Origin of the sequence: Shimia sagamensis (genome assembly GCF_900182745.1) — a bacterium.
Classification (GTDB): Bacteria; Pseudomonadota; Alphaproteobacteria; order Rhodobacterales; family Rhodobacteraceae; genus Shimia; species Shimia sagamensis.
In genome coordinates this window covers 785,980-810,389 of record NZ_FXTY01000001.1, presented here as the reverse complement: position 1 = coordinate 810,389, position 24,410 = coordinate 785,980, and the positions used below count along the sequence as shown (strand labels likewise).

Here is a 24,410-nt window from a genome sequence, read left to right as displayed (position 1 = left end):
CTGTTAGGCACGTGAATTAGCGTCGCGGCGCTCTGCTCAAGGACCGCCGCGCTGACACATCTACCCCCTACCCCGCCTGACGCCGTGATTGCGGCATTGGCCAATGCGCTGCCGGATCGCCGGTTGCCGGATCGGTGGCAACCGCTGTTTGGCGGGCGCACCAACACGGCGTGGCATGGGATTTGTGAGGCTTCTCAGGATGTTGTGCTGAAGCTCTATGCCGGGCCGGCGCTAAATCCGCTTTTTCCCAACGATCCTGAAGCCGAAGCTGCGTTGCTACATCTGTTGGCGCCAAGGGGCATTGCACCCGCATTTTTGGCCGGCTTTGATACGCAAGCGGGGCGGTGCAACCTGTATGAGCACCTTCCCGGCGAGACGTGGCAAGCCGCAACCGCGCCTGTTGCGCAGCTGATGCGACACCTTCACGGCGTGGCCCCTCCCAGCGGATTGCGGCGCAGCCCCGATGGCTCTGCGGCCTTGCTGGACCAAGTGTCTGCAATTGTCAGCCGATGTGAGACAGGCCTCGATTTCTTGACTGCCCTTCCGAGGGTTGTTGTTGAGCCCAGTGGTCGCAACGCGTTGCTGCACTCTGACATTGTGCCGGGCAACTTGATCCAGAATGCGGACGGCCTGCATTTGATTGACTGGCAATGCCCGGCAATTGGCGATCCGTGCGAAGATCTCGCAGTATTCCTGTCCCCGGCCATGCAGCAGGTGTATCGCGGTAAACCATTGTTAGACACTGAGGTCGCGACGTTTTTGATGGCCTATGGGGATGCTGGCGTGGTGGCGCGGTATCGTCAGTTGGCACCATTCTACCATGCGCGCATGGCAGCGTATTGCCTGTGGCAAATTGAAAATGGACGGCCTGACTATGCGGCAGGTTTGCAGGTTGAGAGGGTCGCGTTTCAGAGGTCTTTGAGACCGTAATACAGATATCCGGGATACATGGCCAAACGTCGGTAGCGGCCAAAGGGAAAGCGGCCGGGGGTCATTTGCATGATATCCGGGTGCGTTAGGGTCGATCCTTGCAGTATGTCTTGGGCAATGAGCGCACCGGCGTAGCTGCCCATGGCCACACCGTTGCCGTGGTAAGCAAATCCCGCATAGAGGTTTTCGACACCGGGAACACGCCCCGCAAACGGCGTTTGACCGCGGCTGTAGCAGACAAAACCGGACCAGTGGTACCGCGTTTCGATGTGCGCCCAAGCGGGGAAGAGCTGCTCAAAATGTTGCCGGATGCGGATCTTGATCTTCTCGCTGGTGCGTTGTGAGGTCGACAGCCCACCGCGCATGCCAAACAGGAAGCGATTGTCCGGCATCAGGCGGAAGTAATGCAGCAAGTTACGGCTGTCATAAGACATTTGCCGAGAAGTCCAGCCTTGCGCGGCTTGCTCTGCGGATGTGATGGGACGTGTGACAATGACACTGGACTGCGCGGGCAGGAAACGACCGGAGAGCCAGGGCGGAGTGGACTCGCTGGAATATCCATTGGTGGCGATCACCAGTTTTTTGGCTGTAACCTGCCCCTGCGGTGTTGTGAGATGCCATTGACTACCGCGCTGTCTGGTCTCTGTAACCGGCGTGTCGCAGTGGATTATGGCACCGGCATTTTCTGCGGATTGGGCTAAGTTAGAGACGTATTTTTGCGGATTGAGGGCAAATCCAATTGGAGTTGTGATGGCGCCGTAAAAACCACCTCCCAAACCGTGATCGGCCAGGTCCTCTTTGGCAATCACATCAATCGGCTTTTTGTAAAGCGTGGCGAGATCTTCGGCCTCTTGCGCAAATCCAGCCGCGGTTCGGGCGTTGTGCGCCAGCATGGTTTCGCCATCGCTGTGCCGGTCTACGTCCCAGTCAAATCGCGACAATAGACTGTCGACATGATCCACCGCCGCGCGTTCCGCGGAAAGATATTCGGAGAGAGACCCGGAACCAAAACGCCTTTTTAGAGACTCACTTGAAGCCTTTGCGCCTCCCAGACAGCAGAAGCCTCCATTACGGCCAGACGCGCCCCAGCCAATCTGTTTGGCATCCAGAACGGTGACATCGACGCCCGCCTCCGCCAGCTTGAGCGCGGTGTTGAGGCCGGTGTAGCCGGCACCGATGACCGCAACCTGTGTGGTGATGTTCTCCGACAGGGCAGATCGGGCAGAAACAGGCACTGTTTCAGCCCAAAAGGTGTTTTCTATCGGGCCGTCCGAGTAGGCAAACGGGTCGCAGATGCGTTTCATGCCAGTTTTTCTGCCGCCGCTTCTTCGCGCCGCTGCCGCACCACATTGCGTTTGTTGATCAGCGAAGCGGTGATCACGCCAATGGCAACCACAAGGATCATGATGGTTGAAAGCGCGTTGATTTCTGGGCTCACGCCGAGACGCACCGAGGACCAGATTTTCATCGGCAAGGTGGTGGCAGATGGACCGGAGGTGAAGGATGCAATCACCAGATCATCCAGCGATAGGGTGAAGGCCAGAAGCCAGCCGGAGATCACCGCCGGGGCGATGATGGGCAGAGTCACGAGGCGGAAGGCCTGTACCGGGGAGCAGCCAAGATCAAGTGCGGCTTCCTCTAGGCTTTGGTCAAAGCTCACAAGCCGTGAGCTGACCACCACAGAGACGTAGCACATCGCAAAAGTGGTGTGCGCCAGCACAATGGTGAACACGCCACGATCCATGCCGAGGCTGATGAACAGCAAAAGCAGGGACAGGCCGGTGATGACTTCGGGCATCACCATGGGGGCGTAGATCATGCCGGAGAACATCGTGCGGCCACGAAAACGCCCGGCGCGCACCATCACAACAGCGGCCATGGTGCCCAGTATCGTTGCAAGGGATGAGCTGATGAAGGCCACTTTGACGGTGACCCAGGCGGCGTCCAAAAACGCGGTGTTGCGCATCAATTCGCCGTACCATTTTGTGCTGAATCCAGCCCAAACAGTGACAAGTTTGCTTTCATTGAAGCTGAAGATAATCAGGATCAGCATTGGCAGGTAGAGGAAGGCAAACCCAAGCGTCAAGGAGGTGACGTTAAACCAAGTCATGCGTCTCATTGGTCAGCCTCCCGCTGTTTTTGCTCGTTTCTCTGGAAGAGCACGATGGGGATGATCAAGATCAGCAAGAGCACAACAGCCACAGCGGAGGCCACCGGCCAGTCGCGGTTGGAGAAGAATTCCTCCCACAGCACTTTACCAATCATCAGCGTGCGCGATCCACCAAGCAATGATGGGATCACAAACTCCCCGATAGTGGGGATGAAGACCAGAAAGCTGCCAGCGATGATGCCTTGTTTGGACAGCGGAATGGTTACCAGCCAGAAGGCCGAGAAACGGGAGCACCCGAGGTCTTCGGCGGCTTCAAGCAGACTGATGTCGAGCTTTTCCAAGGCAGCGTAGATCGGCAGGATCATGAACGGCAGGTAGGTGTAAACGATGCCAATGTAGACCGCGATGTTGGTGTTGAGAATTATCAGCGGCTCGTTGATCACGCCAATCCAGAGCAGCACCTGATTGAGGTAGCCCTCTTGGCTCAGAATGCCCATCCAGGAATACACCCGGATCAGGAAGCTGGTCCAAAACGGCAGAATCACCAGCATAAACAGCAGAGCGCGCCATTCTTGTGGAGCGCGGGCTATGCCATAGGCAATGGGATAGCCAACCAGGAGCGTGAGCAGGGTCGAAATCACCGCAATTTTGAAGCTGGAAAGATAGGCTTTCCAATAAAGGTCATCCTCGGTCAGCCAAATATAGTTCTCAAAATCGAGCTCAGCAAAGAAGGCTTTTATCCCGGCCCAACCCTCAGCAAAGTCCAAGGTTGGCGTGTAGGGCGGAATCGCCACCGCCAGATCAGACAGCGAGATTTTGAAGACAATGACAAACGGCACGATGAAGAGTGCCAACAGCCACAGAAAGGGGACGGCGATCAGGAGGCGGCGCATCTCTTAGCGCTCCAGGAAGACACCGGCGGTGTCTGTCCAGCTGAGCCATACTTTGTCTTCCCATGTGAACGCACGGCGGGAAATGCGACGGTTGTTGGCAGCTTGGGCTTTGATGATTTGACCCCCGGGAAGCTGCACGTGGTAAGTGGAAATATTGCCAAGGTAGGCAATATCATGCACTTCACCCTGGATGGCGTTGGCGGCATCAGCGGGCTTTTCAGCCGAAATAGAGACTTTTTCCGGTCGGATCGCATAATGCAAATCCTGGCCTTTGGTTATGCCAGCCAGCGGAGAGCCAACCAAAGCAGGCTGCCCGTCAGCCCAGTGCAAATGCAGCTTGTCGCCTTGCGGATCAGCTTTGCCGGCAATCAGGTTCACGTCGCCAATGAAATCCGCAACATAGGTTGAATTGGGCGCCTCATAGATCACATCCGGTGTTGCGACCTGCACAATTTGACCGTGGTCCATCACCGCCACACGGCTGGCCACTGTCATCGCTTCTTCCTGATCGTGGGTCACAATCACAAAGGTGGTGCCGGTGGTTTCCTGAATGTCCATCAACTCAAACTGGGTTTCCTGGCGCAGTTTTTTGTCCAGCGCGCCAAGCGGTTCATCGAGCAACAACAACTTGGGCGCTTTGGCCAAGGAGCGGGCAAGCGCCACACGCTGGCGCTGTCCGCCGGAGATTTGATGTGGCTTGCGACGGGCAAATTTCTCTAGGCGCGTGAGACGCAGCATCTCTTCGACGCGCTCGCCGATTTGATCCTTGGGCATCTTGTCCCGCTTCAGACCAAAGGCGATGTTTTCCCAAATCGAGAGATGCGGGAACAGCGCGTAGGACTGGAACATCATGTTCGTCGCACGCTTGTTTGGCGGCACCGCGCCAATATCTTGCCCCGCGAGAAGGATTTGCCCTTCGGTGGGGGTCTCAAAGCCGGCAAGCATGCGCATCATTGTGGTCTTGCCGCATCCGGACGGTCCCAAGAGCGCAAAAAACTCCTGCTCAAAGATGTCCACCGTCAGATCGTCAATGGCGGTGAAATCGCCAAACCGTTTCGTCACATTCTGAAACTGGATCAGGGGTTTTGCGTTGGGATCTTCCCAAGGGGCAAAAACGTCTAGCGCCATGGCGGTCTCCGAGAGTGTTCGAGAGTCAAATTAGGCTCGCGCGATGGCCGCGCGAGCCCGGATAAATCCGGCTTAGGTGCCTGATTTGATTTTGGTCCACATACGGGTCACGACGCGCTGAACCTTTGGCGGGTAAGGCGAGGTGGTGTAGAGGTTTTCAAGAGTGGCTTCGTCCGGATAAATCGCCGGATCGCCAATCACGTCTTCTTCCAACAGCGGCTGCGACGCCTTGTTGCCGTTGGCGTAGTAAACGTAGTTGGAGGCGTCTGCCATGTTCTGCGCATCCATGATGAAGTTCAGGAACTTGTGCGCAGCCTCAGAGTTTGGTGCATCCACGGGGATGGCCATTTGGTCAAACCACATCAGCGCACCCTCAGATGGGGCATTGTAGGCAATTTCGACGCCATTTTCCGCTTCGTAAGCACGATCCCGCGCCTGAAGAATGTCGCCAGACCAGCCAACAGCCACACAGATGTCACCGTTTGCCAAACCGTTGATGTACTCGGAGCTGTGGAACTTCTGAATGTAAGGCGCAATCGCGGTAAACAGCGGCTCTGCTTTGGCAATCACGTCTTTGTCGTGGCTGTCAGGATCTTCGCCCAGATAGGCCAGCGCGGCCGGGATCATCTCATCCGACGCATCCAGCACATGCACGCCACAGGAAGCGAGTTTTTCCATATTGGCCGGATCAAAGATCAGCGCGAGGGAGCCAATGGGGGCATCTTCGCCGAGCACTTCTTTCACTTTGTTGACGTTCACGCCAATGCCGGTGGTGCCCCACATGTAGTTGATGGAGTATTCATTGCCGGGGTCATAGCTGGAAGTGCGGTCTGCGATCACGTCCCACATATTGCCCGCATTGCCCAGTTTGGACTTGTCCAGCTTCTGGAAAGCGCCAGCAGAAATCTGTCGCTGCAGGAAGGTGCCTGATGGCACAACCACGTCATAGCCGGAGTTGCCCGCCAGCATTTTTGTTTCCAGCACATCGTTGCTGTCAAACACATCGTAGATCAGCTTGATGCCGGTTTCGTCCTGAAACTTCGCCAGCAGCGCTTCGTCAATGTAATCGGACCAGTTATAGACACGGACCTCTTCGGCAGTGGCAGCAGTTGCGCCAAGTGCCATGGTGGCCGCGAGTGCGATGAAGGATGTCTTCATGATGTTCTCCCGTTGGACGCCGGGCTTCGACCCGGTCGCGTTCTGTGAGATTAATTTGATCAAGTTTTTGCGTTATGGCAATATGCTTGTGCATTTTGCCGATGATTATACGTTCTAGCACATCGCATTGAGGATTGGTTTGCACAAATGGAAGGCACTGGAAAATTGGGACAAGGTTTTGAACACAGCGACGAAAACGCGACTCGCGTCCCGGTGCATCAGCAGGTTTACGCGCAATTGCGCGATGCGGTGCTGTTTGGCGAATTAGCGCCGGGTCAGGCGGTCACCATCCAGGGTTTGATCGAACGGACCGGCGCAGGCATGACCCCCATACGCGAAGCGATTCGCCGCTTGACCAGCGAAGGCGCACTGGAGTTTCGAGGCAACCGGCGGGTGGTGGTTCCCATGATGACCGTGGATGCCATTGATGACCTTATTTTCCTAAGGGAAACAGTGGAATCGCGACTGGCGTCACAGGCGGCAGAAAAGATCACACCCGAGGAAATCACCGCGTTGGAAACGATTGATGCGCGGCTGGATGACGCCATCACCCGTGGAGACGTTTCAGCCTATCTGCGTCAGAACTTCGCGTTTCACGCCAAGCTGTATGCGATCGCAAACGCCCCGGTTCTTTTGGATGTTGCCAACAGTGTGTGGCTACGATTCGGGCCGTCGATGCGGGTGGTCTGTGGGCGCATGGGCACACAGAATTTGCCCGATAATCACAAGACTGCATTGGCTGCCCTAAAGGCCAAAGATGCGCAATCTGCGGCTGATGCCATGCGTGAAGACGTGGTTCAGGGCATGGAACAAATCCGCGAAGCGCTGTTGGATGGCACTGCTTTTAGCGACACGATTGACTAATCAGAATTTGATCATATTTTTGTGGTAAGAGATGTGAAGCGGTGATTTGGCCGTTTTACCCACCCTGATTCTGTTGCGAGGTTAGCCATGAACGCGATCACCAATCACCTGCCCACTGCGGAGCTACAAGCGCTGGATGTGGCGCACCACATGCACCCGTTCTCTACTCAGAACGACTTTCTCGATACTGGCGCGCGGGTGATCACCCAAGCCAAAGGCGTGACGCTGACGGACAGTGAAGGTGCGCAAATTCTGGATGCCATGGCGGGTCTTTGGTGTGTGAACATCGGCTACGGCCGCGAAGAGCTGGCAGACGTGGCGGCGCGGCAAATGCGCGAGCTGCCCTATTACAACACGTTTTTCAAAACCACCCATGTGCCGGTGATTGCATTGTCAGCAAAGTTGGCAGAGCTGGCGCCGGGCGATTTGAACCACGTGTTTTATGCCGGGTCTGGCTCGGAAGCCAATGACACCAACCTGCGTTTGGTGCGCCACTATTGGTCCGCCAAAGGCAAACCTTCCAAGACCGTCTTTATCAGCCGCAAAAATGCCTATCACGGCTCGACCGTGGCTGGCGCAAGCCTGGGCGGCATGGTGCCGATGCATCAACAAGGCAGCCTACCAATCCCCGACATTCACCACATCAACCAACCAAACTGGTGGGCTGAGGGCGGTGACATGTCGCCGGAAGAGTTTGGCCTGCAGCGCGCGCAAGAGCTGGAAGAAGCGATTCTGGAGCTGGGTGAAGACCGCGTGGCAGCTTTTATTGCTGAACCGATTCAAGGCGCGGGTGGTGTCATTGTGCCACCAACAACCTATTGGCCAGAAATCCAGCGCATCTGCGACAAATATGAAATTCTGCTGATTGCGGACGAAGTGATCTGTGGCTTTGGCCGCACCGGCAACTGGTTTGGCAGCCAGACCGTTGGCATCAAGCCGCACATCATGTCGATCGCCAAAGGCCTGTCGTCTGGATATGCGCCCATTGGCGGTAGCATTGTCTGCGATGAAGTGGCTGAAGTTGTTGCCGCCACAGAGTTCAACCATGGCTACACTTACTCCGGTCACCCTGTGTCCTGCGCGGTGGCGCTTGAGAACCTGCGCATTATCGAAGAAGAGAAAATTGTCGAGCATGTACGCGACGATGTGGCGCCGTACCTTAAAGAGAAATGGGAGGCTTTGGCCGATCATCCGCTGGTGGGGGAAGCCAATATCGTTGGCATGATGGGCAGCATTGTGCTCACCCCAAACAAAGCCACCCGCGCAGCTTTCGCCGCAGAAGCCGGCACCGTTGGTTACAAATGCCGCGAGCACTGTTTTGGCAACAATCTGGTGATGCGTCACGTCGGCGATCGCATGATCATTTCACCGCCTCTGGTGATGACCAGTGACGACATCGACATGCTGATCGAGCGGGCGACTCGCGCACTGGATCAGACCCTCGAGCAAATCAAATCCGAAGGGCTCTTTGAATAAGTGCCTAATCTTTGCGCACAATTGATCAACCCGGAGCAGCGCTCCGGGTTTTTTTATTGTCCGCTCTAGCGGAGGCTTTGCATCTTTGGGTGGAAAAACTTTGGCGTTTTGCAGACTTATGGCTTTACCATTTGATCATAATTGGCGAAAATCGTCATCGAAGTGTCGCAAATAGACGCCGACCCTACCAATTGGCTGCCAGACTTTCCCATACGGAATGCTGGCTTGCGCATTCAAGCTCAGGTGTGGTTACACTTGAGACAGACGAGCAGAGCAAATCTGCCGACCGACAACACAGGGAGCCGATTATTGGCTGATAGTGCATCTAACGACGCGTTTGTCGAATTCGACCGCGTGCAAAAGAGCTATGACGGTGAGACCCTCGTCGTCAAAGATCTGAACCTAAGCCTGCCGCGAGGCGAATTTCTGACAATGTTGGGCCCATCCGGCTCTGGCAAGACAACTTGCCTTATGATGTTGGCGGGCTTTGAAACGGCGACACATGGCGACATTCGCCTTGGTGGCACCTCCATCAACAACATTCCACCGCACAAACGCGGCATCGGCATGGTGTTCCAGAACTACGCGCTGTTCCCGCATATGACGATTGCCGAGAACCTAAGCTTCCCATTGGAAGTGCGTAAGATGGGCAAGAGCGTGCGCGAAGAGAAAATCAAACGCGCGTTGGACATGGTGGAAATGGGCGCCTTTGGCGGCCGCCGCCCCGCCCAACTCTCTGGTGGTCAGCAACAGCGAATCGCACTGGCGCGGGCGCTGGTGTTTGAACCCGAATTGGTGCTGATGGACGAACCGCTGGGCGCGCTCGACAAACAGCTGCGCGAAAAAATGCAGTTTGAGATCACCAATTTGGCCCACAATCTGGGCATCACCACAGTTTATGTGACCCACGATCAGACTGAAGCGCTGACCATGTCGGACCGCGTGGCGGTGTTTGACGATGGCCGCATTCAGCAATTGGATCCGCCGGACACGCTGTATGAAAACCCACAAAACAGCTTTGTGGCGCAGTTCATCGGTGAGAACAACACGCTGGAAGGTGTGGTCAAAGAGATCAACAACGGCATTGCAATTGTTGAACTGGATGACGGCGAATTGATCGACTGTAAGCCTGTGCATGAGAGTGTGAAACCTGGCGCACGCACTCGCGTATCGATTCGTCCGGAGCGCGTTGAATACAACAAAGACCGTATTCAAGAAGGCGCGCACACGCTGAAAGCAGAAGTCAAAGAGTTCATCTACATGGGTGATATCTTCCGCACGCGTCTGTCGGTGGCGGGCAATGATGAGTTTGTCATCAAAACCCGAAATGCGCCGGACGTAGAGCGGCTCACACCGGGTCAGCAGATCGAAATTGGCTGGTTGCCTGATGATTGCCGTGCACTGGACGCCTAATAGGCTGGCGCACACAAACCGGGCGTAAGATCCGGACTTAAAAAGAACAAAACTAAAGAATTCAACAAGGAGTGTATCCAATGAAAACCAAGCTGACAGCTCTCGCCGTCACAACCGCACTGGTGGCACCTGCCGCCATGGCGCAAGAAATGACCATCGTATCCTGGGGCGGCGCTTATTCTAAGTCGCAACTGAAAGCGTACCACGAGCCCTACTCCGCGAAATCCGGCGTGACCATCATCAACGACGACAGTTCTGCGGAAGCCGTGGCCAAGCTGCGCGCAATGAACGAAGCTGGCAACGTGACATGGGATGTTGTCGACGTTGTGGCCGCGGACGCGATCCGTCTGTGTGACGAAGGTCTGGCGATGGAAATCGACGCAGACACCCAACTGGCCGCTGCGCCGGATGGCACTTCCGCATCTGAAGACTTTGGCGACCTGCTGGTATCGGACTGCTTTATCCCGCAGATCGTATACTCCACCACATTCGGCTACCGCACCGATCTGGTAGGTGACACAGCGCCATCCACCATTTGTGACGTGTTTGACACCGAAGCTTATCCTGGCAAGCGCGCGCTGGAAAAGCGTCCAATCAACAACATGGAATGGGCTCTGCTCTGTGACGGCGTTGCAAAAGGCGACGTGTATGACGTTCTGGCCACTCCAGAAGGTCAAGACAAAGCGCTCGCCAAACTCGGCACCATCAAAGACGACGTGATCTGGTGGTCCGCTGGCGCCGACACTCCTCAGCTTTTGGCTGACGGTGAAGTTGTGATGGGCTCCACCTACAACGGCCGTTTGTTTGCTGTGATCGAAGAGCAGAAACAGCCGGTTGCTATGCTGTGGGACGCGCAGGTGTTTGACCTTGACGGTTGGATCATTCCAGCTGGTCTGTCTGATGAGCGCAAAGCACAGGCACTGGACTACATCATGTTCGCAACAGACACACAGCGTCTGGCGGATCAGGCGAAGTACATCTCTTACGGTCCAGCACGCGCATCTTCTGCACCGCTGGTTGGTAAGCACGCGGAACTGGGCATCGATATGGCACCACACATGCCAACGGATCCTAACAACGCGCAGAACACCTTCCTGTACAACTACGAGTTCTGGGCTGACTACCGTGACGACATCGACGCCAAATTCCAGGCGTGGCTGGCGAAATAAGTCCGCTTAGCAAGACTAGAACAGGGCCGCATTGGGCGGCCCTGTTTCTCCACAAAAGATCGGGCGTCACATAAGCCTGACATGTGAGACAAAACGGGGACATTATGACCGACGCCACCTCCCAAAGCGGGCCTGTGCTCGCCGCCGACGGCACACCGCTAAAGAAGAGCCTCGCTCGGGCACTCCGCTTGCAAAAAACGCGTGCCTTGATGCTGATTGCGCCTTTGCTGGTGTTTGTCATGGTCAGCTTTATTTTCCCGATTGCAAAAATGCTGTTCAAGTCGGTTGAGAATGAAATTGTTGTCGAAACACTGCCGCTGACAGTGGCTGAGTTGCAAAACTGGAATGCTGAGTCCGGCGCATTGCCAGATGAAGCGCTCTACGCGGCCTTTGTTGCAGATATGGTGGTCGCCATTGATGCCAAAAGGCACACACGGTTGGGCACGCGCCTCAACTACGAACACACCGGCATGTCCTCTTTGTTCCGGAAATCCGGCCGCAAGATCAAAAAGCTGGATCCGGCCGCTGATGGCCCGTTCAAAGAGAAACTGATCGACATCGACAAGAAATGGGGCGACGTGACCACCTGGGCGGTGATCAAGACCCATTCCGTGAAGATCACCAACGGCTACTTCCTGAATGCAATCGACATGCAGCGCACCCCAGAGGGGGCACAGGCGCAGCCGGAAGACAAACGTATCCTGATCAAGCTGTTCCAGCGCACATTGTTCATGTCGCTGATGATCACGGTGAGCTGTATTCTGTTGGGCTATCCAGTGGCGTGGCTTTTGGCCAACCTGCCCGCCCGTACCGCAAATATTCTGATGATCCTGGTATTGCTGCCGTTCTGGACCTCGCTCCTAGTGCGAACCTCCGCCTGGAAAGTGATGTTGCAGCAACAGGGGGTGATCAACGAAGTGCTGGTCTGGATTGGACTGGTGGCGGATGACGCTCGCCTGGTGATGATCAACAACCAGTTTGGTACCATTGTGGCGATGACCCACATCCTGCTGCCGTTTATGATCTTGCCGATGTATTCGGTGATGCAGACCATCCAGCCAACCTACCTGCGGGCCGCAAAATCTATGGGCGCCACCAACTGGACCGCGTTCTGGCGGGTGTATTTCCCACTGTCGGTTCCGGGCATTGGCGCTGGCTCAATCCTCGTGTTTATCTTGGCAATCGGCTACTACATCACGCCGGAAATTGTGGGCGGCACCAAAGGTGTCTTTATCTCCAACCGGATTGCCTATCACATTTCCAGCTCGCTGAACTGGGGTCTTGCGGCAGCGTTGGGCACCATCCTGCTGGGCGTCGTCCTGCTACTCTACTGGTGCTACGACAAAATCGTCGGCATCGATAACGTGAAATTGGGATAAGAATCATGGCTGCACTCACTCCGATTTCCCGCAAACCGATGTCTTTGGTTCTGCCCATTGTGGCAGCCGCTGGCGGCTTCTTTGGGCTCTTCATCGGCACCTCTAATGGCTCCGGCTATATGGGCGTTCTGATTGGCGCGCTGATGGCTGTTATTGGCGCCGTGCTCTACATCTTTGTGCTCAAGAACGAAAAGCTGGGCAAATGGATCACCATTGCGCTCTACGGAGCGCTGGGGTTCTTGTTTGGTGGCCTGGCGGCCGCGATCGTTGGCCTGCTGTATGGCTGGTTTATCCAATGGTTCAGCTACTGGCTGTATGAGGGCCGGTATCGTGCCCGCCTGTTGCCTTATCTGACACCAGGACAGGTACTGTGGCACTACAGCTTCCGTGTGATTTGTGGCGCGATCTTCACTTTCCTGATCACACCGATCCTTGTGGTGATGCCACTGTCGTTTAACGCACAGGACTTCTTCACCTTCACACCAGAAATGCTGCGCCTTGATCCGGCTGGCTACTCGCTGAAACACTATCAAGACTTCTTCACCAACAACGAATGGCAGCGCAGCTTCAAAAACTCGTTGATCATTGCCCCCATCGCGACTGTGATCTCGGTCAGCCTTGGCACTTTGGCGGCCATTGGACTGTCCCAGAGCCACGTGCCGGGACGCCGCGCCATCATGGCGATCATGATTTCGCCGATGATTGTTCCGCTGATCATCTCGGCCACTGGCATGTTCTTTTTCTACAGCGACATCGGCAACTGGATGGAAGGCACTTTGGGCCTGAACAAGACTTTTGTGGGCTATGTGAAAGTGGTGCTGGCCCACGCTGTTTTGGGTATTCCGTTTGTGATCATCACCGTGACGGCGACGCTTGTGGGATTTGACCGCTCGCTCACCCGCGCAGCAGCCAACATGGGCGCAAACCCAGTCACCACATTCTTCCGGGTGCAGATGCCCCTGATCTTGCCGGGTGTGATTTCCGGTGGCCTGTTTGCCTTCATCACTTCGTTTGACGAAGTTGTGGTGGTGTTGTTTGTCGGGTCCGCGAGTCAGAAAACACTGCCATGGCAGATGTTCACCGGCCTGCGTGAGCAAATCAGCCCAACCATTCTGGCGGTGGCGACAATCCTCGTAGGGATCTCAATCCTGCTGCTGGCAACTGTAGAACTGCTGCGTCGGCGCTCTGAACGGCTGCGGGGCATGTCCCCAACCTAAGCACCGTTAGGGATTTCACAGCACATTTTGGTAAACATGGACAAAGTCGGGCACTCTCGACTTTGTCCACAGGCACGTCTGTGGCATAATTTTTTGGATGTAAACGGGACGAGTACTTATGCATAGACGTCATTTTCTTGCCGCTGGCGCCAGCCTGTTGGCCACGCCACACATCCTCCGCGCCGCGCAAAACGACAACTTTGAGCTGATGGAGCACCTGAAACCCAAAGAGGTCCGGGTGAAGAAAAAGTATGGCTTTCAGCCTGGCCAGTTAGTCGTGGTTCTGGCTTCCTACCACCTCTATCACATGCAGGACCAACGCAACGCGATCCGCTATGGGGTTGCAATTGGGCAAGAGGGTCTAAACTTCTCAGGCCGCGCAACCATTGACCGTAAGGTGGAATGGCCCAACTGGCGTCCCACCAAAGAGATGATCGAACGCAACCCTGCGGCCTACGCCAAATACGCTGATGGCATGCCAGGTGGCCCCACCAACCCACTGGGATCCCGCGCGATGTACCTCTATCAGAACGGCCGGGACACGCTGTTCCGCATCCATGGAACCACCGCGCCACAGTCGATTGGCACACCCAGCTCCAACGGCTGTATTCGGATGGCCAACTGGCACATCGAGCACCTCTATGAACAGGTGCAATTGGGAACCGAAGTGATTGTGGTCAGCGGCCGCGAGTAACGCATTAAGCTTAGAGCAGACAAAAGGCGCGCCAGATTGGGACGCGCCTTTTTTGTGATTTAGCGGAGAGATTTCAGCAGGGTTAGAGACGCATATCCATCAGGGATCATACCCTTCGAACGCTGATAACCTCGCACGGAGGCGATCGTGAGGGGGCCAATCTTGCCATCTATTTTTTGCGTGTCAAAGCCCGCTTTGGTCAGGCGCTTCTGAAGCTCGATGCGCTCCTTATAGGTCAATGCCCGATCCCCACGGGGCCAGTTGCCCTGAATGGCCGGGCCGCCTTGGATGCGATCAGCGAGATGACCCACGCCAATCACATAAGCATCCGCCGTGTTGTAGTGCTCAATCACGTCAAAGTTCTTGAAGATCATAAAGGCTGCGCCCTGTGCGCCGGCGGGCAAGAGGATCGAGGCAGGTCCGTGGTTCGGCACCGGACGACCGCGCATGTCTTTGATGCCCAGACGCGCCCACTCGCTTGGATTTTTCAGGTTTTCACGGTTGGCAGAGGCGTAATCAAAGCCTTTGGGCAATTTTATCTCAACGCCCCAAGGCTGGTTCTTTTTCCACCCGAAGTGTTTGAGGTACGCCGCCGTCGAGGCCAGCGCGTCAGTGGGGTCACCGGACCAGATATCACGTTTCCCATCCCCGGTGAAATCCACCGCATGGGATAGGTAAGACGTGGGCATAAATTGGGTGTGTCCCATGGCACCGGCCCAGCTACCCGTCATGTTCTGTGGGCTGACGTCGCCACTTTGCACGATGCTAAGCGCAGCGGTGAGCTGTTCTTCAAAGAAGTCGCCGCGCCGCCCGTCATAGGCCAGTGTGGCCAGCGCTTCGATCACCGGCGTGCTGCCTTTGAAGGTGCCATAGGCGCTCTCCAGCCCCCAGATTGCCACGACAACCTCTTTGTCGACGCCGTAGCGCTTTTCTATCTTTTGCAGAGTGGCATTGTGTTTGCTTAGGGCTGCCTTACCGTTTCGGATACGGGCATCAGAAGCGGCGCTGTCAAGATAATCCCAGATGGTCTTGGTGAACTCGTTCTGATTGCGGTCTTTCTTGATGATGGCCGCGTTGTATTGAACACCGCGGAAAGCCTGGTCCAACACCGCCGCGCTGATCCCGGCTTTGAGGGCGCGCGACTTGTACCGTTTAATCCAGCGCTGTAGGCCTTTGGTGGAAGCCGCAATCTCCACAGGTTTTTGTGAATCAAGCACGGCGGCCAAGGGGCGCAGCACAGGGCGCAGAGAATACGACGGTGCACCAGCGGAGACCGTTGATACGACGAGAGCACCAATAACCAGACTCACCAAAAACCCAAATGTCCGCATCGCAACTTTCCCTGCCCGTTTTCAAGGAGTGTAGCGTGCAGACGTGGCAGGCAAAAGTGTCCTCAATCGAAGGCGCGGGGATTTGCCGACTGCGCTTGCTCCGCTTCCAGACGCGCCTTGAATTCGCGCAGCATGGGAATACGCCGCGGGCGGAAGGAGCGGTCGGTGATGTCGAGATTGACCATACGGTCGAGGCGAAAGGCGCGAAAATCTTTGCGCAAATGGCAATAGGCCATCAAACAATGGGCGCTCTGCATAAAAACAATTGCCAGCGGATCCACCTTGCGCGTGGTGCGTTGGCCTTTGGCATCGCCATAGTCAAACGCCACAGTGCGCTCTTCCCAGGCTGCCTGGCGCAGCGCGCCGGCATCGATGCTGATCTGAGGGGGTTTGTGAAACCGTTTGGCCGTGAGGACCGCATGTTTAAGCCGGTGGGCCTGCGCCTCTGGAAGGCGTGATTTCAGCTTGGTTAGAGCCGATTGTGCGGCATTTGCCAGCGATGGATCCGCCACTTCCATAACTTCTTTTAGACCAACCACCAGTGCCTCAATCTCTTCCGGCACAAAGCCGAGCGGCGGCAGGGTGGCATCTTCGATTAACGTGAAGCCAAAGCCCGCCTCGCCGTCGATCACCGCGCCAAGGCCACGCAGGGTGTCAATGTCGCGGTAGATCGTGCGCTCTGACACGCCTGTTTCCTGCGCCAGCGCCTGCGCGGTGGCGGGGGGGGACAGATCACGCAAGGCTTGCATGAGTTGGAAAAGGCGGTCGGTGCGGCTCATAATCTCAAGATACTGCACCCTACTGACAGAAACTGGCAAGAGGCTTCGGTAGGACTGCCCCACAACCAATCAGTGGAGACCTCCTATGAAGCTTATTACATTTCCCGGCGACGCACAGATCGCGTCCAATTCCCCATTCTGCCTGAAAGCCATGTGCCTGTTGGAAATGGCCAAGGTCGATTGGCAACCCGAAATGGTGCAGGACTTTGCGTCTTTGCCGCTGGGCAAGGTGCCGGTGGCGCAGGTTGGGGACACGGTGATCCCAGACAGCCACAACATTCAGGCCTATTTAGAGTCTCATGGTTCGGACTTTATGCCGGGTTTGAGCCGCAGCGAGAAAGCCGCCACTCACGCTTTGATCCGCACTGTTGAAGAGAGCCTACGCCTCGGTCTGGTGCATGACCGGTGGCTGAATGACGACTGCTGGGTGGTGATGAAAGACGCCTTTTTTGGTGCCGTTCCAGAACCAATGCGCGATCAAGCCGCTGACGAGGCACGCGGCCATGTGCGGGCGGGATTGATGTCGGAGGGCATTGCGCGGTTCTCTCCTGCAGATCGCCTGGCGCGGTTTGACAATGATCTTGAGGTGATCGACGCCACACTAGACGGAAAACAGTTCCTGTTTGGTGACGCGCCAACAGCAGCCGATGCGGCCGTGGCACCGGTCTTGGACATGATCTTGATGCTGCCTATTGCCACCGACCTACGTAAGGCAACCGAAGCACGTCCTGCCTTGGCGCCGTATGTGGCGCGGGTGCGAAATGCGATCTATCCGGACGCTGGCACAGTCATGCAAGGATTTAGCGTCGCTGCCGAGTGACCTTGCGTTTGGTCTTGGCTGCCTTGTGTTTGGCCTTGGTGGCCTTGCGCCGGGTGGGGCCGCCTCGGCCCCGCCCTTTGCCACCACGGCCAGCACGCTTCACAAGCTCGCCATCCAGTGAGATCAGCTCCAATGCGATGCCGCCGGTGACCGCCGTGGCCTCTTTCAGGCGCGCCGTCACCCTTTGGCCCAAGCCAATCACTATGCCCGTGTCCGAGCCCAAAAGAGTGTTCGTTTCCTGGTCAAAGTGGAAATACTCCCGCCCCAACTCGCGCATGGGGATCAGGCCATCGGCGCCGGTTTCATCCAGCTTCACAAACACGCCAAACCGGGCGATACCACTGATACGGCCGGTGAATTCATTTCCGATACGCTCAGACATATAGGCCGCAAGGTAGCGGTCTGTGGTGTCTCGCTCCGCCAGCATAGACCGACGCTCGGTGTCGGAAATATGTGTGGCGGTTTTTTCCAGCCCCTCGGAGGCGTCTGGTGTGAGGCCATCATCACCCCAACCATGTGCCGAGATCAGCGCCCGGTGCACAATCAGGTCGGCGTAGCGGCGGATGGGAGAGGTGAAATGCGCATAAGCTTTCAAAGCAAGGCCAAAGTGGCCGAAATTTGATGGCGCATAATAAGCCTGCGTCATCGAACGCAGGGTGGAGATGTTGATCAACTCCGCCTGTTCGGTGCCAGCGGCGGCATCCAGCAATTGATTCAAGTGCCGGGTTTGCAGCACCTGACCTTTGGCCAAGGTCAAGCCAGCAGCCTGTGCCGTATCCCGCAAGGCATTGAGTTTCTCCGGGCTGGGCTCTTCATGTACGCGGAACAGCAACGGAGATTTTTTGGCAATCAAGGTTTCGGCGGCACAGACGTTGGAGAGCACCATGAACTCTTCGACCAGTTTGTGCGCATCAAACCGGTCCCGGAAATCAACAGAGGTCACTTCACCAGCCTCAGACAGCTGGATTTTGCGTTCTGGCAGATCGAGCGCCAGCGGCTGACGCTCGGCTTTGGCCGTTGTTAGAGCCTGATATGCGGCATAAAGCGGATGGATGATCTCCTCCATCAACGGCGCACAGCGTTCGTTGGGCTGGCCATCCTGTGCCTGTTGCACTTCGCCGTAATTCAGAGAGGCCACCGAACGGATCATCGCACGAGAGAAGCGGTGGCCGATCTTTTTACCATGGCTGTCGATCTGAATGCGCAGGGCGAGCACTGCGCGAGGCACACCTTCGTGCAGGGAGCAGAGATCTCCAGACAAGCGATCCGGCAACATTGGCACCACACGGTCCGGGAAATAGCTGGAGTTGCCGCGTTTGCGCGCCTCACGGTCCAACGCTGTGCCTGACGGCACATAGTGGGCCACATCAGCAATGGCGATCCAGAGCACATGGCCGTCTCTATTTTTTGGATCATCATCCGCATGCGCCCAACAGGCGTCATCGTGGTCACGGGCATCCGCTGGATCGATGGTGACAAACGGCATGTCGCGCAAGTCTTCGCGCTTACCTAAAGGCGCGGGTTTGGCTTTATCAGACTCTGATATCACATCATCGGGGAAGGTGTCCGGGATGCCATGTTGGTGGATCGCAATCAAGCTGACAGCTTTGGGCGCTGTTGGATCCCCAATGCGGGCCACAATACGGGCGCGCGGCAAGCCAAGGCGGCCTTTGGGGCCGGATTGCTCAGCCTCGACCAGCTCTCCATCTTTGGCACCATAGGTTTGATCGGACGGCACCGACCATTCTTTGCCGTCACCTTTGTCAATTGGCAGGATGCGGCCGCCCTCGGCGGTTTTGCGGAACATGCCCAAGACACGCTGTGGGTTGGCGCCAATGCGGCGAATGAGGCGCGCTTCATACTGGACGTCGCTGGCATCCAATTTGGTCAGACGACCAAGAATGCGGTCACCCGCGCCCAGAGCGGGGTCAGAGGCACGCGGCAGCACCAGAATTTTGGGCTCTTCCCCTTCGCCGTGCCATTCCAGCGGGCGGGCAAACAGATCCCCATCCGCATCCGCTTCGAGAATTTGCAGCACCGTGACGGGCGGCAAGCTTTCCGGATCGCGGTAGGTTTTTTTACGCTTTTGCAGATGGCCTTCGGCCTCAAGCTCTTTGAGCAAGCGCTTCAGGTCGATGCGCGCAGCGCCTTTGATGCCAAAAGCTTTGGCGATGTCGCGTTTGGAGGTGAGGGTCGGGTTCTCGGAAATCCACTCAAGGACTTCCTCTTTGCTGGGCATAGGCATGCGGTGGCCCTAGCACGGCGATGCGGGGAGGTCACGCCTAGAAAATTGGGCGCAGGTTAAGGGGTCAGCCCCTTCTTGGGCCTGCGGCCCAATTCAACCCCGAGATATTTAAGGAATGAGAAAGCTTAGAGCTGCGCCAGATCAGCAGCGGTGTCCACATCCGTCAGCGTGGCGATGGTAGCAATGCGCGCGTCCCGCAGAGTGGCGCGGCTGTCGGCCAAGGCGTGCTCTGTGGACCAACGCACATTGGCAAAGAGACCAGGTTTGGGCGCATGCTTGAGGCCGACCAGCCAATAGCCGCCGTCCGGCGCCGGGCCAAACACCGCGTCGTGATCGCCCAGCGCCCTGAAGGCTTGCGCTATGTGTGCGGGCTGAATGCCGGGTATGTCAGCGCCGATGATGCAGGTAGGGCCTGGATGCTGATGCAGTTGCCGCGCCATGCGGTCGCCGAGGGTGCCGGCACCTTGGGGGACGCGTGGGAGGTGGTGTGGCCAGACACGGGATGTGAGACCTTGGTGATCTGGAGCCACCGCGAGGGTCAGAGTCCAGCGCGGATCTTGCAGGCGACGCAGCAACGCGGCGGATTGATGGCGAAACCACCAGGCGGCGGCGGTCATACCAAGGTCGCGGCCCAGTCGGGTTTTCACGCGACCGGGGCGGGGTTCCTTGAGCATCACCACAAGGTTTGGTCGGTGTTTAGGCAAAATAGTCTCGCAAAATGCGGCTGTAGATGTCTTTCAGTTGATGGATCTGCTCCACAGGTACCTGCTCGTCGACCTGATGCATGGTTTTGCCAACCAAACCAAATTCCACCACCGGGCAGTGGTGCTGCACAAAGCGGGCGTCCGAGGTGCCGCCGGAGGTGGAAAGTTCTGGGCGGCGGCCGGTTTCGGCTTCAACAGAATTGGCAACCAGCTCGGACAAAGCCCCCGGTGGGGTGATGAAACTCTCACCGGAGATGGTGACTTTCATGTCGATGCCAACGCCACTTTCGGCGGAAATAGTGTCTACTTTGGCCTGCATCCAGTCTGTGAGGGACGCACCGGAATGAGAGTCGTTAAACCGAATGTTCACCGTGGCGCGGCACTCAGCCGGAATCACATTGGTCGCAGGATTGCCAGTGTCCATGGTGACCACTGCCAAGGTGGAAGCGTCAAAATGGTCGGTGCCGTTGTCCAGCGCCTCGGAAGAGAATTGATCCATCAGGCGCGCCATCACCGGCAGCGGGTTGTTGGCGCGGTGAGGATATGCGGAATGGCCTTGTTTGCCGGTGAAGGTGAAATAGGCGGTCATCGAGCCGCGGCGACCAATTTTCATCATCTCGCCCATCTCATTTGGGCAGGTTGGCTCGCCCACCAAACAAACGGACATGCGCTCTTGCTCAGTGGACATATAGTCCAGAAGCGCGGTTGTGCCGTCGATGGCATCGCCTTCTTCATCCCCGGTGATGGTGAGGATAATCGCACCCTCTGGCGGTGTGTTAGAGACAAGATCGATCGCGGCGGCGGCAAAGGCGGCCACGCCGGATTTCATGTCGGTCGCGCCACGACCATACATGATGCCGTCTTTGATCTCTGCGCCAAACGGATCAACCGTCCAGGCAGCGGCATCGCCAATAGGTACCACGTCGGTGTGGCCGTTGAAGCCAAAGGTCTTGCTGTCGCCTTTGCGGCCCCAGCGGGCAAACAAGTTGCTGACGTCGCCGCGATCCACGCGGGTGCAGTCAAATCCAGCATCGGAGAGCTGTTTCTCAAGCAACACCAGCGCCCCACCCTCTTCCGGCGTCACAGAGGCACAGCGGATCAGATCTGCGGTCAACTGTGCGGCATCGGTCTTGGTCATGGCGGGTTCCTTTGTGTGACAGGCTTGCGCAAAGGGTTGTGGCACAGCCATGTCGGACCGGAAAGCCACATTTAGGACACAAAGCTGTGGGGCACCCCTTAACAAGCGGAAAAATATGCTGTTTAGTTGGGGTTAATAAAAAATAGACCGAGGCAGGTCACCAGCAGTTCGGCTTCAACAGCCAAAGGTTTCCAACAAACGCATCTCGAATTGCGACGAAACCCGTATAAGCGCCCTGTGAGCAGGTGGGCGTTGTTGTGTGGCGTGCCTCATAGATATGAGGCGAACAGACATGCCCAGATTGCCCGTAAATACCGGCGCTTCTGCCATGGATATGGCGGAAACCATTTTTGGTGATGGCGTGACCATTGTGTCCGCTGACTACAATGGGCAAAACTCCTCCTCCGGCATCTACACAAATGGCGACAGCGTTTCGCCAGGAGCGACGCCAAGCGACGAAGGCGTGATCCTGTCCACAGGACATGCCAGAAACTTTTCCAACCGCTGGGGTGGAAACAACCAGCGCACTAACCGGTCCACGGACACCAACGGCGAAGACAATAACGCCGAGTTCAACGCGGTGGCCGGGACAAACACCTACGACGCCTCTTATCTGGATGTGTCCTTTATCGCCAACGAAGCTGGTCAAATGACAATGCAGTTTGTCTTCGCCTCGGAAGAATATCCAGAATACGTCAGCTCGATTTATCAGGACTTTGTCGCGGTCTCGATCAATGGCAGCTATGTGCCATTGGAAATTGGCAATGGCGATGTGGATCCCGGCAACATCAACAACGGCGACAACGAAAGCATGTTTGTCGACAACACCGGTGGCCTCTACAATACGGAAATGGATGGGTTCACCATCACCATGACGCTGACCTTCGACATTGTCGAAGGCATGAACGACATCCGCATCGTTGTGGCAGATGTATCTGACAGCAGCTACGACAGTTCGTTGTTGATTGCCGCAAATTCACTGCAGACTTCGCTGATTGCCAACACCGATGAGGTAAATCTGCCCATTAACGGCACGCGGACCGTTGATGTTTTGGCCAATGACGTCAACGACACGGGCAATGCACTGACCATCACGCATATTTCGGGGCAGCCAGTCACGGTTGGTACGCCGATCACCTTGCCAAGCGGACAAGTCATCACCCTGAATGCGGACGGCACTATCACGTTTGAAGGGGACAGTGACGAAGAAGAAGTCAACCTCACCTACACAATTGATGACGGCAACGGCAAAACTGATGTCGGCTACATCAAGATCAATCAGGCGCCGTGTTTTACGGTTGGCACCTTTATCAGAACACCCCACGGCGAGGTGCCGATTGAGTGTTTGAACATTGGCGACTTGGTGGAGACCTTAGACAACGGACCACAGCCGATACGCTGGATCGGCCAACGCAAAGTGCCCGCGACCGGCGCAATGGCCCCCATCAAGATCATGGAAAACACGCTTGGCAACCATCGGGAGTTGCTGCTGTCGCCATTGCACCGCGTCTTGATCCGCAATGCCTGGGCTGAGCTGTTGTTTGGTGAAGAAGAAGTGCTGGTGGCCGCACGCGATTTGGTGAACGACAAAACCATACGCCGCGTTCCCGGTGGCGACGTCGAATATGTGCACTTGATGTTTGATGATCATCAGATTGTCTTCTCCGAGAAACTCATGACGGAAAGCTATTTGCCCGGTCCACAGACCGCGAGCAGCTTTGAGCCAGAGATCGTGGCGGAGATTTGCGCCTTGTTCCCCGAACTCGATCCTGTGTCGGGCACAGGCTACGGGCAAATGGCGCGACGTGGGCTACGCAGTTTTGAAGTGGCAACCTTGTCCCAAATCGCGTTTGGCGAGGCGTAACCGATGAGTTGGATCGCGCTATGGGATAAACAACGCCACTTGTTTGACCCAAACGGGGTGGCAAACGTGCACGACACGCAGCCTGACGACGCTCCGGTATCTTCTCGCCAACTTACGCGGGGCAGCATGGTCGTGGAAACGCGGGTGTCGCCTTATAACCGTCCGCAAACACTGTTGGGGATGTCCTCGCAATCCGGCAGCGGCTTCAGACTGTCCTTGCAGGCGGTGCCCGGCGGTGGCGTGGTGCTGGTTATCAACCGTGGCGGGCGCACGGCGCATGTCGCCGTCAATCTGGACACCGGCGGGCGGGCAGACGTGTTGCGCGTGACCTATTCGTGGGATGTTCAAGCTAATGTCGGCCGTCTTGCCGTTGAGCAACCCGGCACATGGCGCGTGGCGCTGCGCACATTGTCCCGCCCTATCGCTTTGACTATGGCGGAAGTGCGTGAGTGTGTGCAGGATGCCGAGGCGCGGGTGTTGTCCAGCGATCTCTCCTTTATCGCCTTTTCAAACCGAATTGAGCCCATTGGCCCGATGCCAAGCCTGTCTGAGGACACCCCAGTGATGACGGCACAGGGATATCGCAGGGTTGGCGAGCTAAAACGCGGAGATGTGGTGCAAACCCCATCTGGAGATTTGGTGCCAGTTTTGGCCAATCTGCGCCGCACCGTGCCTGCGGCAGGGCATTTTGCGCCAATTCGACTGCGTGCACCGTTTTTTGGCCTCAGCCGCGATATTGTGACCAGTCCAACTCAGCGTTTGGTGATTGGCGGCAGCCGCGTTGAATACATGTTTGGATCCGAGTTTGTGTTGATCCCAGCTGGACATCTGCTGCATGGCAATGCGGCCACCAGCGCTGGCACCGCGCCATTGGTGACCTATTGTCAGCTACTCTTGCCCAACCATGAAGCCATGTTGGCGGCGGATACCTATGTGGAAAGCATGGATGTGGGACGGATGCGGCGGCGGCGAGATCTGCTGAGTGCCAGCCTGTTGTCCGGATACCCGCGACAATTGCTGCCCGAACACGCCCGCACTGCTTTCCCCGTTTTACGGGAGTTTGATTCGCTGACCTTGGCAGCCCAGCGCGCCGCATAG

At 56.6% G+C, this 24,410-nt stretch carries 21 protein-coding genes; 11 read left to right on the top strand and 10 right to left on the bottom strand.

Features of this window, described 5'->3' with window-relative positions; genetic code table 11:
- The first annotated feature begins 84 nt into the window (after window positions 1–84).
- Window positions 85–930: a phosphotransferase family protein gene (locus tag QOL67_RS03745; protein WP_283424599.1), complete on the top strand. Its 846-nt coding sequence runs from the start codon at window positions 85–87 to the stop codon at window positions 928–930.
- On the opposite strand, the gene QOL67_RS03740 is transcribed toward QOL67_RS03745, so the two are convergent.
- The 5 genes from QOL67_RS03740 to QOL67_RS03720 form a co-directional block, all read right to left on the bottom strand.
- Window positions 909–2,234 carry an NAD(P)/FAD-dependent oxidoreductase gene (locus tag QOL67_RS03740; protein ID WP_283424598.1) on the bottom strand — a complete coding sequence of 442 codons (1,326 nt, stop codon included), beginning with the start codon at window positions 2,232–2,234 and terminating at the stop codon, window positions 909–911. The two genes, QOL67_RS03745 and QOL67_RS03740, sit on opposite strands and share 22 nt — an antisense overlap.
- Complete coding sequence (locus QOL67_RS03735; RefSeq protein WP_283424597.1) at window positions 2,231–3,049, bottom strand: ABC transporter permease; 819 nt, start codon at window positions 3,047–3,049, stop codon at window positions 2,231–2,233. The genes QOL67_RS03740 and QOL67_RS03735 overlap by 4 nt, the downstream gene beginning before the upstream one ends.
- Complete coding sequence (locus QOL67_RS03730) at window positions 3,046–3,933, bottom strand: ABC transporter permease subunit (protein WP_283424596.1); 888 nt, start codon at window positions 3,931–3,933, stop codon at window positions 3,046–3,048. Before QOL67_RS03730 ends, QOL67_RS03735 begins: the two co-directional genes overlap by 4 nt.
- Window positions 3,934–3,936: 3 nt before the next feature.
- Window positions 3,937–5,061 carry an ABC transporter ATP-binding protein gene (locus QOL67_RS03725; protein WP_283424595.1) on the bottom strand — a complete coding sequence of 375 codons (1,125 nt, stop codon included), beginning with the start codon at window positions 5,059–5,061 and terminating at the stop codon, window positions 3,937–3,939.
- A 72-nt stretch (window positions 5,062–5,133) separates the two neighbouring features.
- Complete coding sequence (locus QOL67_RS03720; protein WP_283424594.1) at window positions 5,134–6,219, bottom strand: polyamine ABC transporter substrate-binding protein; 1,086 nt, start codon at window positions 6,217–6,219, stop codon at window positions 5,134–5,136.
- Between the two features lie 147 nt (window positions 6,220–6,366).
- Here QOL67_RS03720 and QOL67_RS03715 point away from each other — a divergent pair, with 147 nt between their 5' ends.
- The 7 genes from QOL67_RS03715 (at window position 6,367) to QOL67_RS03685 (ending at window position 14,431) form a co-directional block, all read left to right on the top strand.
- Window positions 6,367–7,083, top strand: a complete 717-nt coding sequence (locus tag QOL67_RS03715) for a GntR family transcriptional regulator (protein ID WP_283424593.1) — start codon at window positions 6,367–6,369, stop codon at window positions 7,081–7,083.
- A gap of 87 nt (window positions 7,084–7,170) precedes the next feature.
- A complete protein-coding gene (locus QOL67_RS03710; protein ID WP_283424592.1) occupies window positions 7,171–8,559 on the top strand; it encodes an aspartate aminotransferase family protein in 1,389 nt (462 codons plus the stop codon).
- Between the two features lie 309 nt (window positions 8,560–8,868).
- Window positions 8,869–9,972: an ABC transporter ATP-binding protein gene (locus tag QOL67_RS03705; protein ID WP_283424591.1), complete on the top strand. Its 1,104-nt coding sequence runs from the start codon at window positions 8,869–8,871 to the stop codon at window positions 9,970–9,972.
- Window positions 9,973–10,052: 80 nt separating this feature from the next.
- A complete protein-coding gene (locus QOL67_RS03700) occupies window positions 10,053–11,141 on the top strand; it encodes an extracellular solute-binding protein (RefSeq protein ID WP_283424590.1) in 1,089 nt (362 codons plus the stop codon).
- Window positions 11,142–11,245: 104 nt separating this feature from the next.
- On the top strand, window positions 11,246–12,520 hold the full coding sequence (locus QOL67_RS03695; RefSeq protein ID WP_283424589.1) for an ABC transporter permease: 1,275 nt from the start codon (window positions 11,246–11,248) through the stop codon (window positions 12,518–12,520).
- A gap of 5 nt (window positions 12,521–12,525) precedes the next feature.
- Window positions 12,526–13,737, top strand: coding sequence for an ABC transporter permease (locus QOL67_RS03690; protein WP_283424588.1), 1,212 nt, complete (start codon window positions 12,526–12,528; stop codon window positions 13,735–13,737).
- 118 nt (window positions 13,738–13,855) lie between these two features.
- Window positions 13,856–14,431: a L,D-transpeptidase gene (locus QOL67_RS03685; RefSeq protein ID WP_283424587.1), complete on the top strand. Its 576-nt coding sequence runs from the start codon at window positions 13,856–13,858 to the stop codon at window positions 14,429–14,431.
- Window positions 14,432–14,490: 59 nt separating this feature from the next.
- Here QOL67_RS03685 and QOL67_RS03680 read toward each other — a convergent pair whose 3' ends face one another.
- Window positions 14,491–15,762, bottom strand: a complete 1,272-nt coding sequence (locus tag QOL67_RS03680) for a lytic murein transglycosylase (protein WP_283424586.1) — start codon at window positions 15,760–15,762, stop codon at window positions 14,491–14,493.
- Window positions 15,763–15,824: 62 nt separating this feature from the next.
- Complete coding sequence (locus QOL67_RS03675) at window positions 15,825–16,541, bottom strand: helix-turn-helix transcriptional regulator (RefSeq protein WP_283424585.1); 717 nt, start codon at window positions 16,539–16,541, stop codon at window positions 15,825–15,827.
- Window positions 16,542–16,626: 85 nt separating this feature from the next.
- Between QOL67_RS03675 and QOL67_RS03670 the strand changes: the two genes are divergently transcribed.
- The gene (locus QOL67_RS03670; protein WP_283424584.1) at window positions 16,627–17,361 is read left to right on the top strand and encodes a Tom37 metaxin N-terminal-like domain-containing protein; all 735 of its coding nucleotides are present in this window, start codon (window positions 16,627–16,629) and stop codon (window positions 17,359–17,361) included.
- Here QOL67_RS03670 and rnr read toward each other — a convergent pair.
- The 3 genes from rnr to dapE all read right to left on the bottom strand — a co-directional run bounded on the left by rnr (window position 17,342) and on the right by dapE (window position 21,448).
- Entirely contained in the window at window positions 17,342–19,606 is a 2,265-nt protein-coding gene (gene rnr / locus QOL67_RS03665) for a ribonuclease R (protein ID WP_283424583.1), read from the bottom strand. The genes QOL67_RS03670 and rnr overlap by 20 nt on opposite strands.
- 125 nt (window positions 19,607–19,731) lie before the next feature.
- Window positions 19,732–20,280 carry a TIGR04282 family arsenosugar biosynthesis glycosyltransferase gene (locus tag QOL67_RS03660; RefSeq protein WP_283424768.1) on the bottom strand — a complete coding sequence of 183 codons (549 nt, stop codon included), beginning with the start codon at window positions 20,278–20,280 and terminating at the stop codon, window positions 19,732–19,734.
- 22 nt (window positions 20,281–20,302) lie between these two features.
- Window positions 20,303–21,448: a succinyl-diaminopimelate desuccinylase gene (gene dapE / locus QOL67_RS03655; RefSeq protein WP_283424582.1), complete on the bottom strand. Its 1,146-nt coding sequence runs from the start codon at window positions 21,446–21,448 to the stop codon at window positions 20,303–20,305.
- Between the two features lie 292 nt (window positions 21,449–21,740).
- Between dapE and QOL67_RS03650 the strand changes: the two genes are divergently transcribed.
- On the top strand, window positions 21,741–23,312 hold the full coding sequence (locus QOL67_RS03650; RefSeq protein ID WP_283424581.1) for a Hint domain-containing protein: 1,572 nt from the start codon (window positions 21,741–21,743) through the stop codon (window positions 23,310–23,312).
- A 3-nt stretch (window positions 23,313–23,315) separates the two neighbouring features.
- Window positions 23,316–24,410, top strand: a complete 1,095-nt coding sequence (locus tag QOL67_RS03645) for a Hint domain-containing protein (RefSeq protein WP_283424580.1) — start codon at window positions 23,316–23,318, stop codon at window positions 24,408–24,410.

Coding starts and splice junctions, on each gene's coding strand:
- QOL67_RS03740 (WP_283424598.1), bottom strand. CDS start 2,234: ATGAAACGCATCTGCGACCCGTTTGCCTACTCGGACGGCCCGATAGAA.
- QOL67_RS03735 (WP_283424597.1), bottom strand. CDS start 3,049: ATGAGACGCATGACTTGGTTTAACGTCACCTCCTTGACGCTTGGGTTT.
- QOL67_RS03730 (WP_283424596.1), bottom strand. CDS start 3,933: ATGCGCCGCCTCCTGATCGCCGTCCCCTTTCTGTGGCTGTTGGCACTC.
- QOL67_RS03725 (WP_283424595.1), bottom strand. CDS start 5,061: ATGGCGCTAGACGTTTTTGCCCCTTGGGAAGATCCCAACGCAAAACCC.
- QOL67_RS03720 (WP_283424594.1), bottom strand. CDS start 6,219: ATGAAGACATCCTTCATCGCACTCGCGGCCACCATGGCACTTGGCGCA.
- QOL67_RS03715 (WP_283424593.1), top strand. CDS start 6,367: ATGGAAGGCACTGGAAAATTGGGACAAGGTTTTGAACACAGCGACGAA.
- QOL67_RS03710 (WP_283424592.1), top strand. CDS start 7,171: ATGAACGCGATCACCAATCACCTGCCCACTGCGGAGCTACAAGCGCTG.
- QOL67_RS03700 (WP_283424590.1), top strand. CDS start 10,053: ATGAAAACCAAGCTGACAGCTCTCGCCGTCACAACCGCACTGGTGGCA.
- QOL67_RS03695 (WP_283424589.1), top strand. CDS start 11,246: ATGACCGACGCCACCTCCCAAAGCGGGCCTGTGCTCGCCGCCGACGGC.
- QOL67_RS03690 (WP_283424588.1), top strand. CDS start 12,526: ATGGCTGCACTCACTCCGATTTCCCGCAAACCGATGTCTTTGGTTCTG.
- QOL67_RS03685 (WP_283424587.1), top strand. CDS start 13,856: ATGCATAGACGTCATTTTCTTGCCGCTGGCGCCAGCCTGTTGGCCACG.
- QOL67_RS03680 (WP_283424586.1), bottom strand. CDS start 15,762: ATGCGGACATTTGGGTTTTTGGTGAGTCTGGTTATTGGTGCTCTCGTC.
- QOL67_RS03675 (WP_283424585.1), bottom strand. CDS start 16,541: ATGAGCCGCACCGACCGCCTTTTCCAACTCATGCAAGCCTTGCGTGAT.
- QOL67_RS03670 (WP_283424584.1), top strand. CDS start 16,627: ATGAAGCTTATTACATTTCCCGGCGACGCACAGATCGCGTCCAATTCC.
- rnr (WP_283424583.1), bottom strand. CDS start 19,606: ATGCCTATGCCCAGCAAAGAGGAAGTCCTTGAGTGGATTTCCGAGAAC.
- QOL67_RS03660 (WP_283424768.1), bottom strand. CDS start 20,280: ATGCTCAAGGAACCCCGCCCCGGTCGCGTGAAAACCCGACTGGGCCGC.
- dapE (WP_283424582.1), bottom strand. CDS start 21,448: ATGACCAAGACCGATGCCGCACAGTTGACCGCAGATCTGATCCGCTGT.
- QOL67_RS03650 (WP_283424581.1), top strand. CDS start 21,741: ATGCCCAGATTGCCCGTAAATACCGGCGCTTCTGCCATGGATATGGCG.
- QOL67_RS03645 (WP_283424580.1), top strand. CDS start 23,316: ATGAGTTGGATCGCGCTATGGGATAAACAACGCCACTTGTTTGACCCA.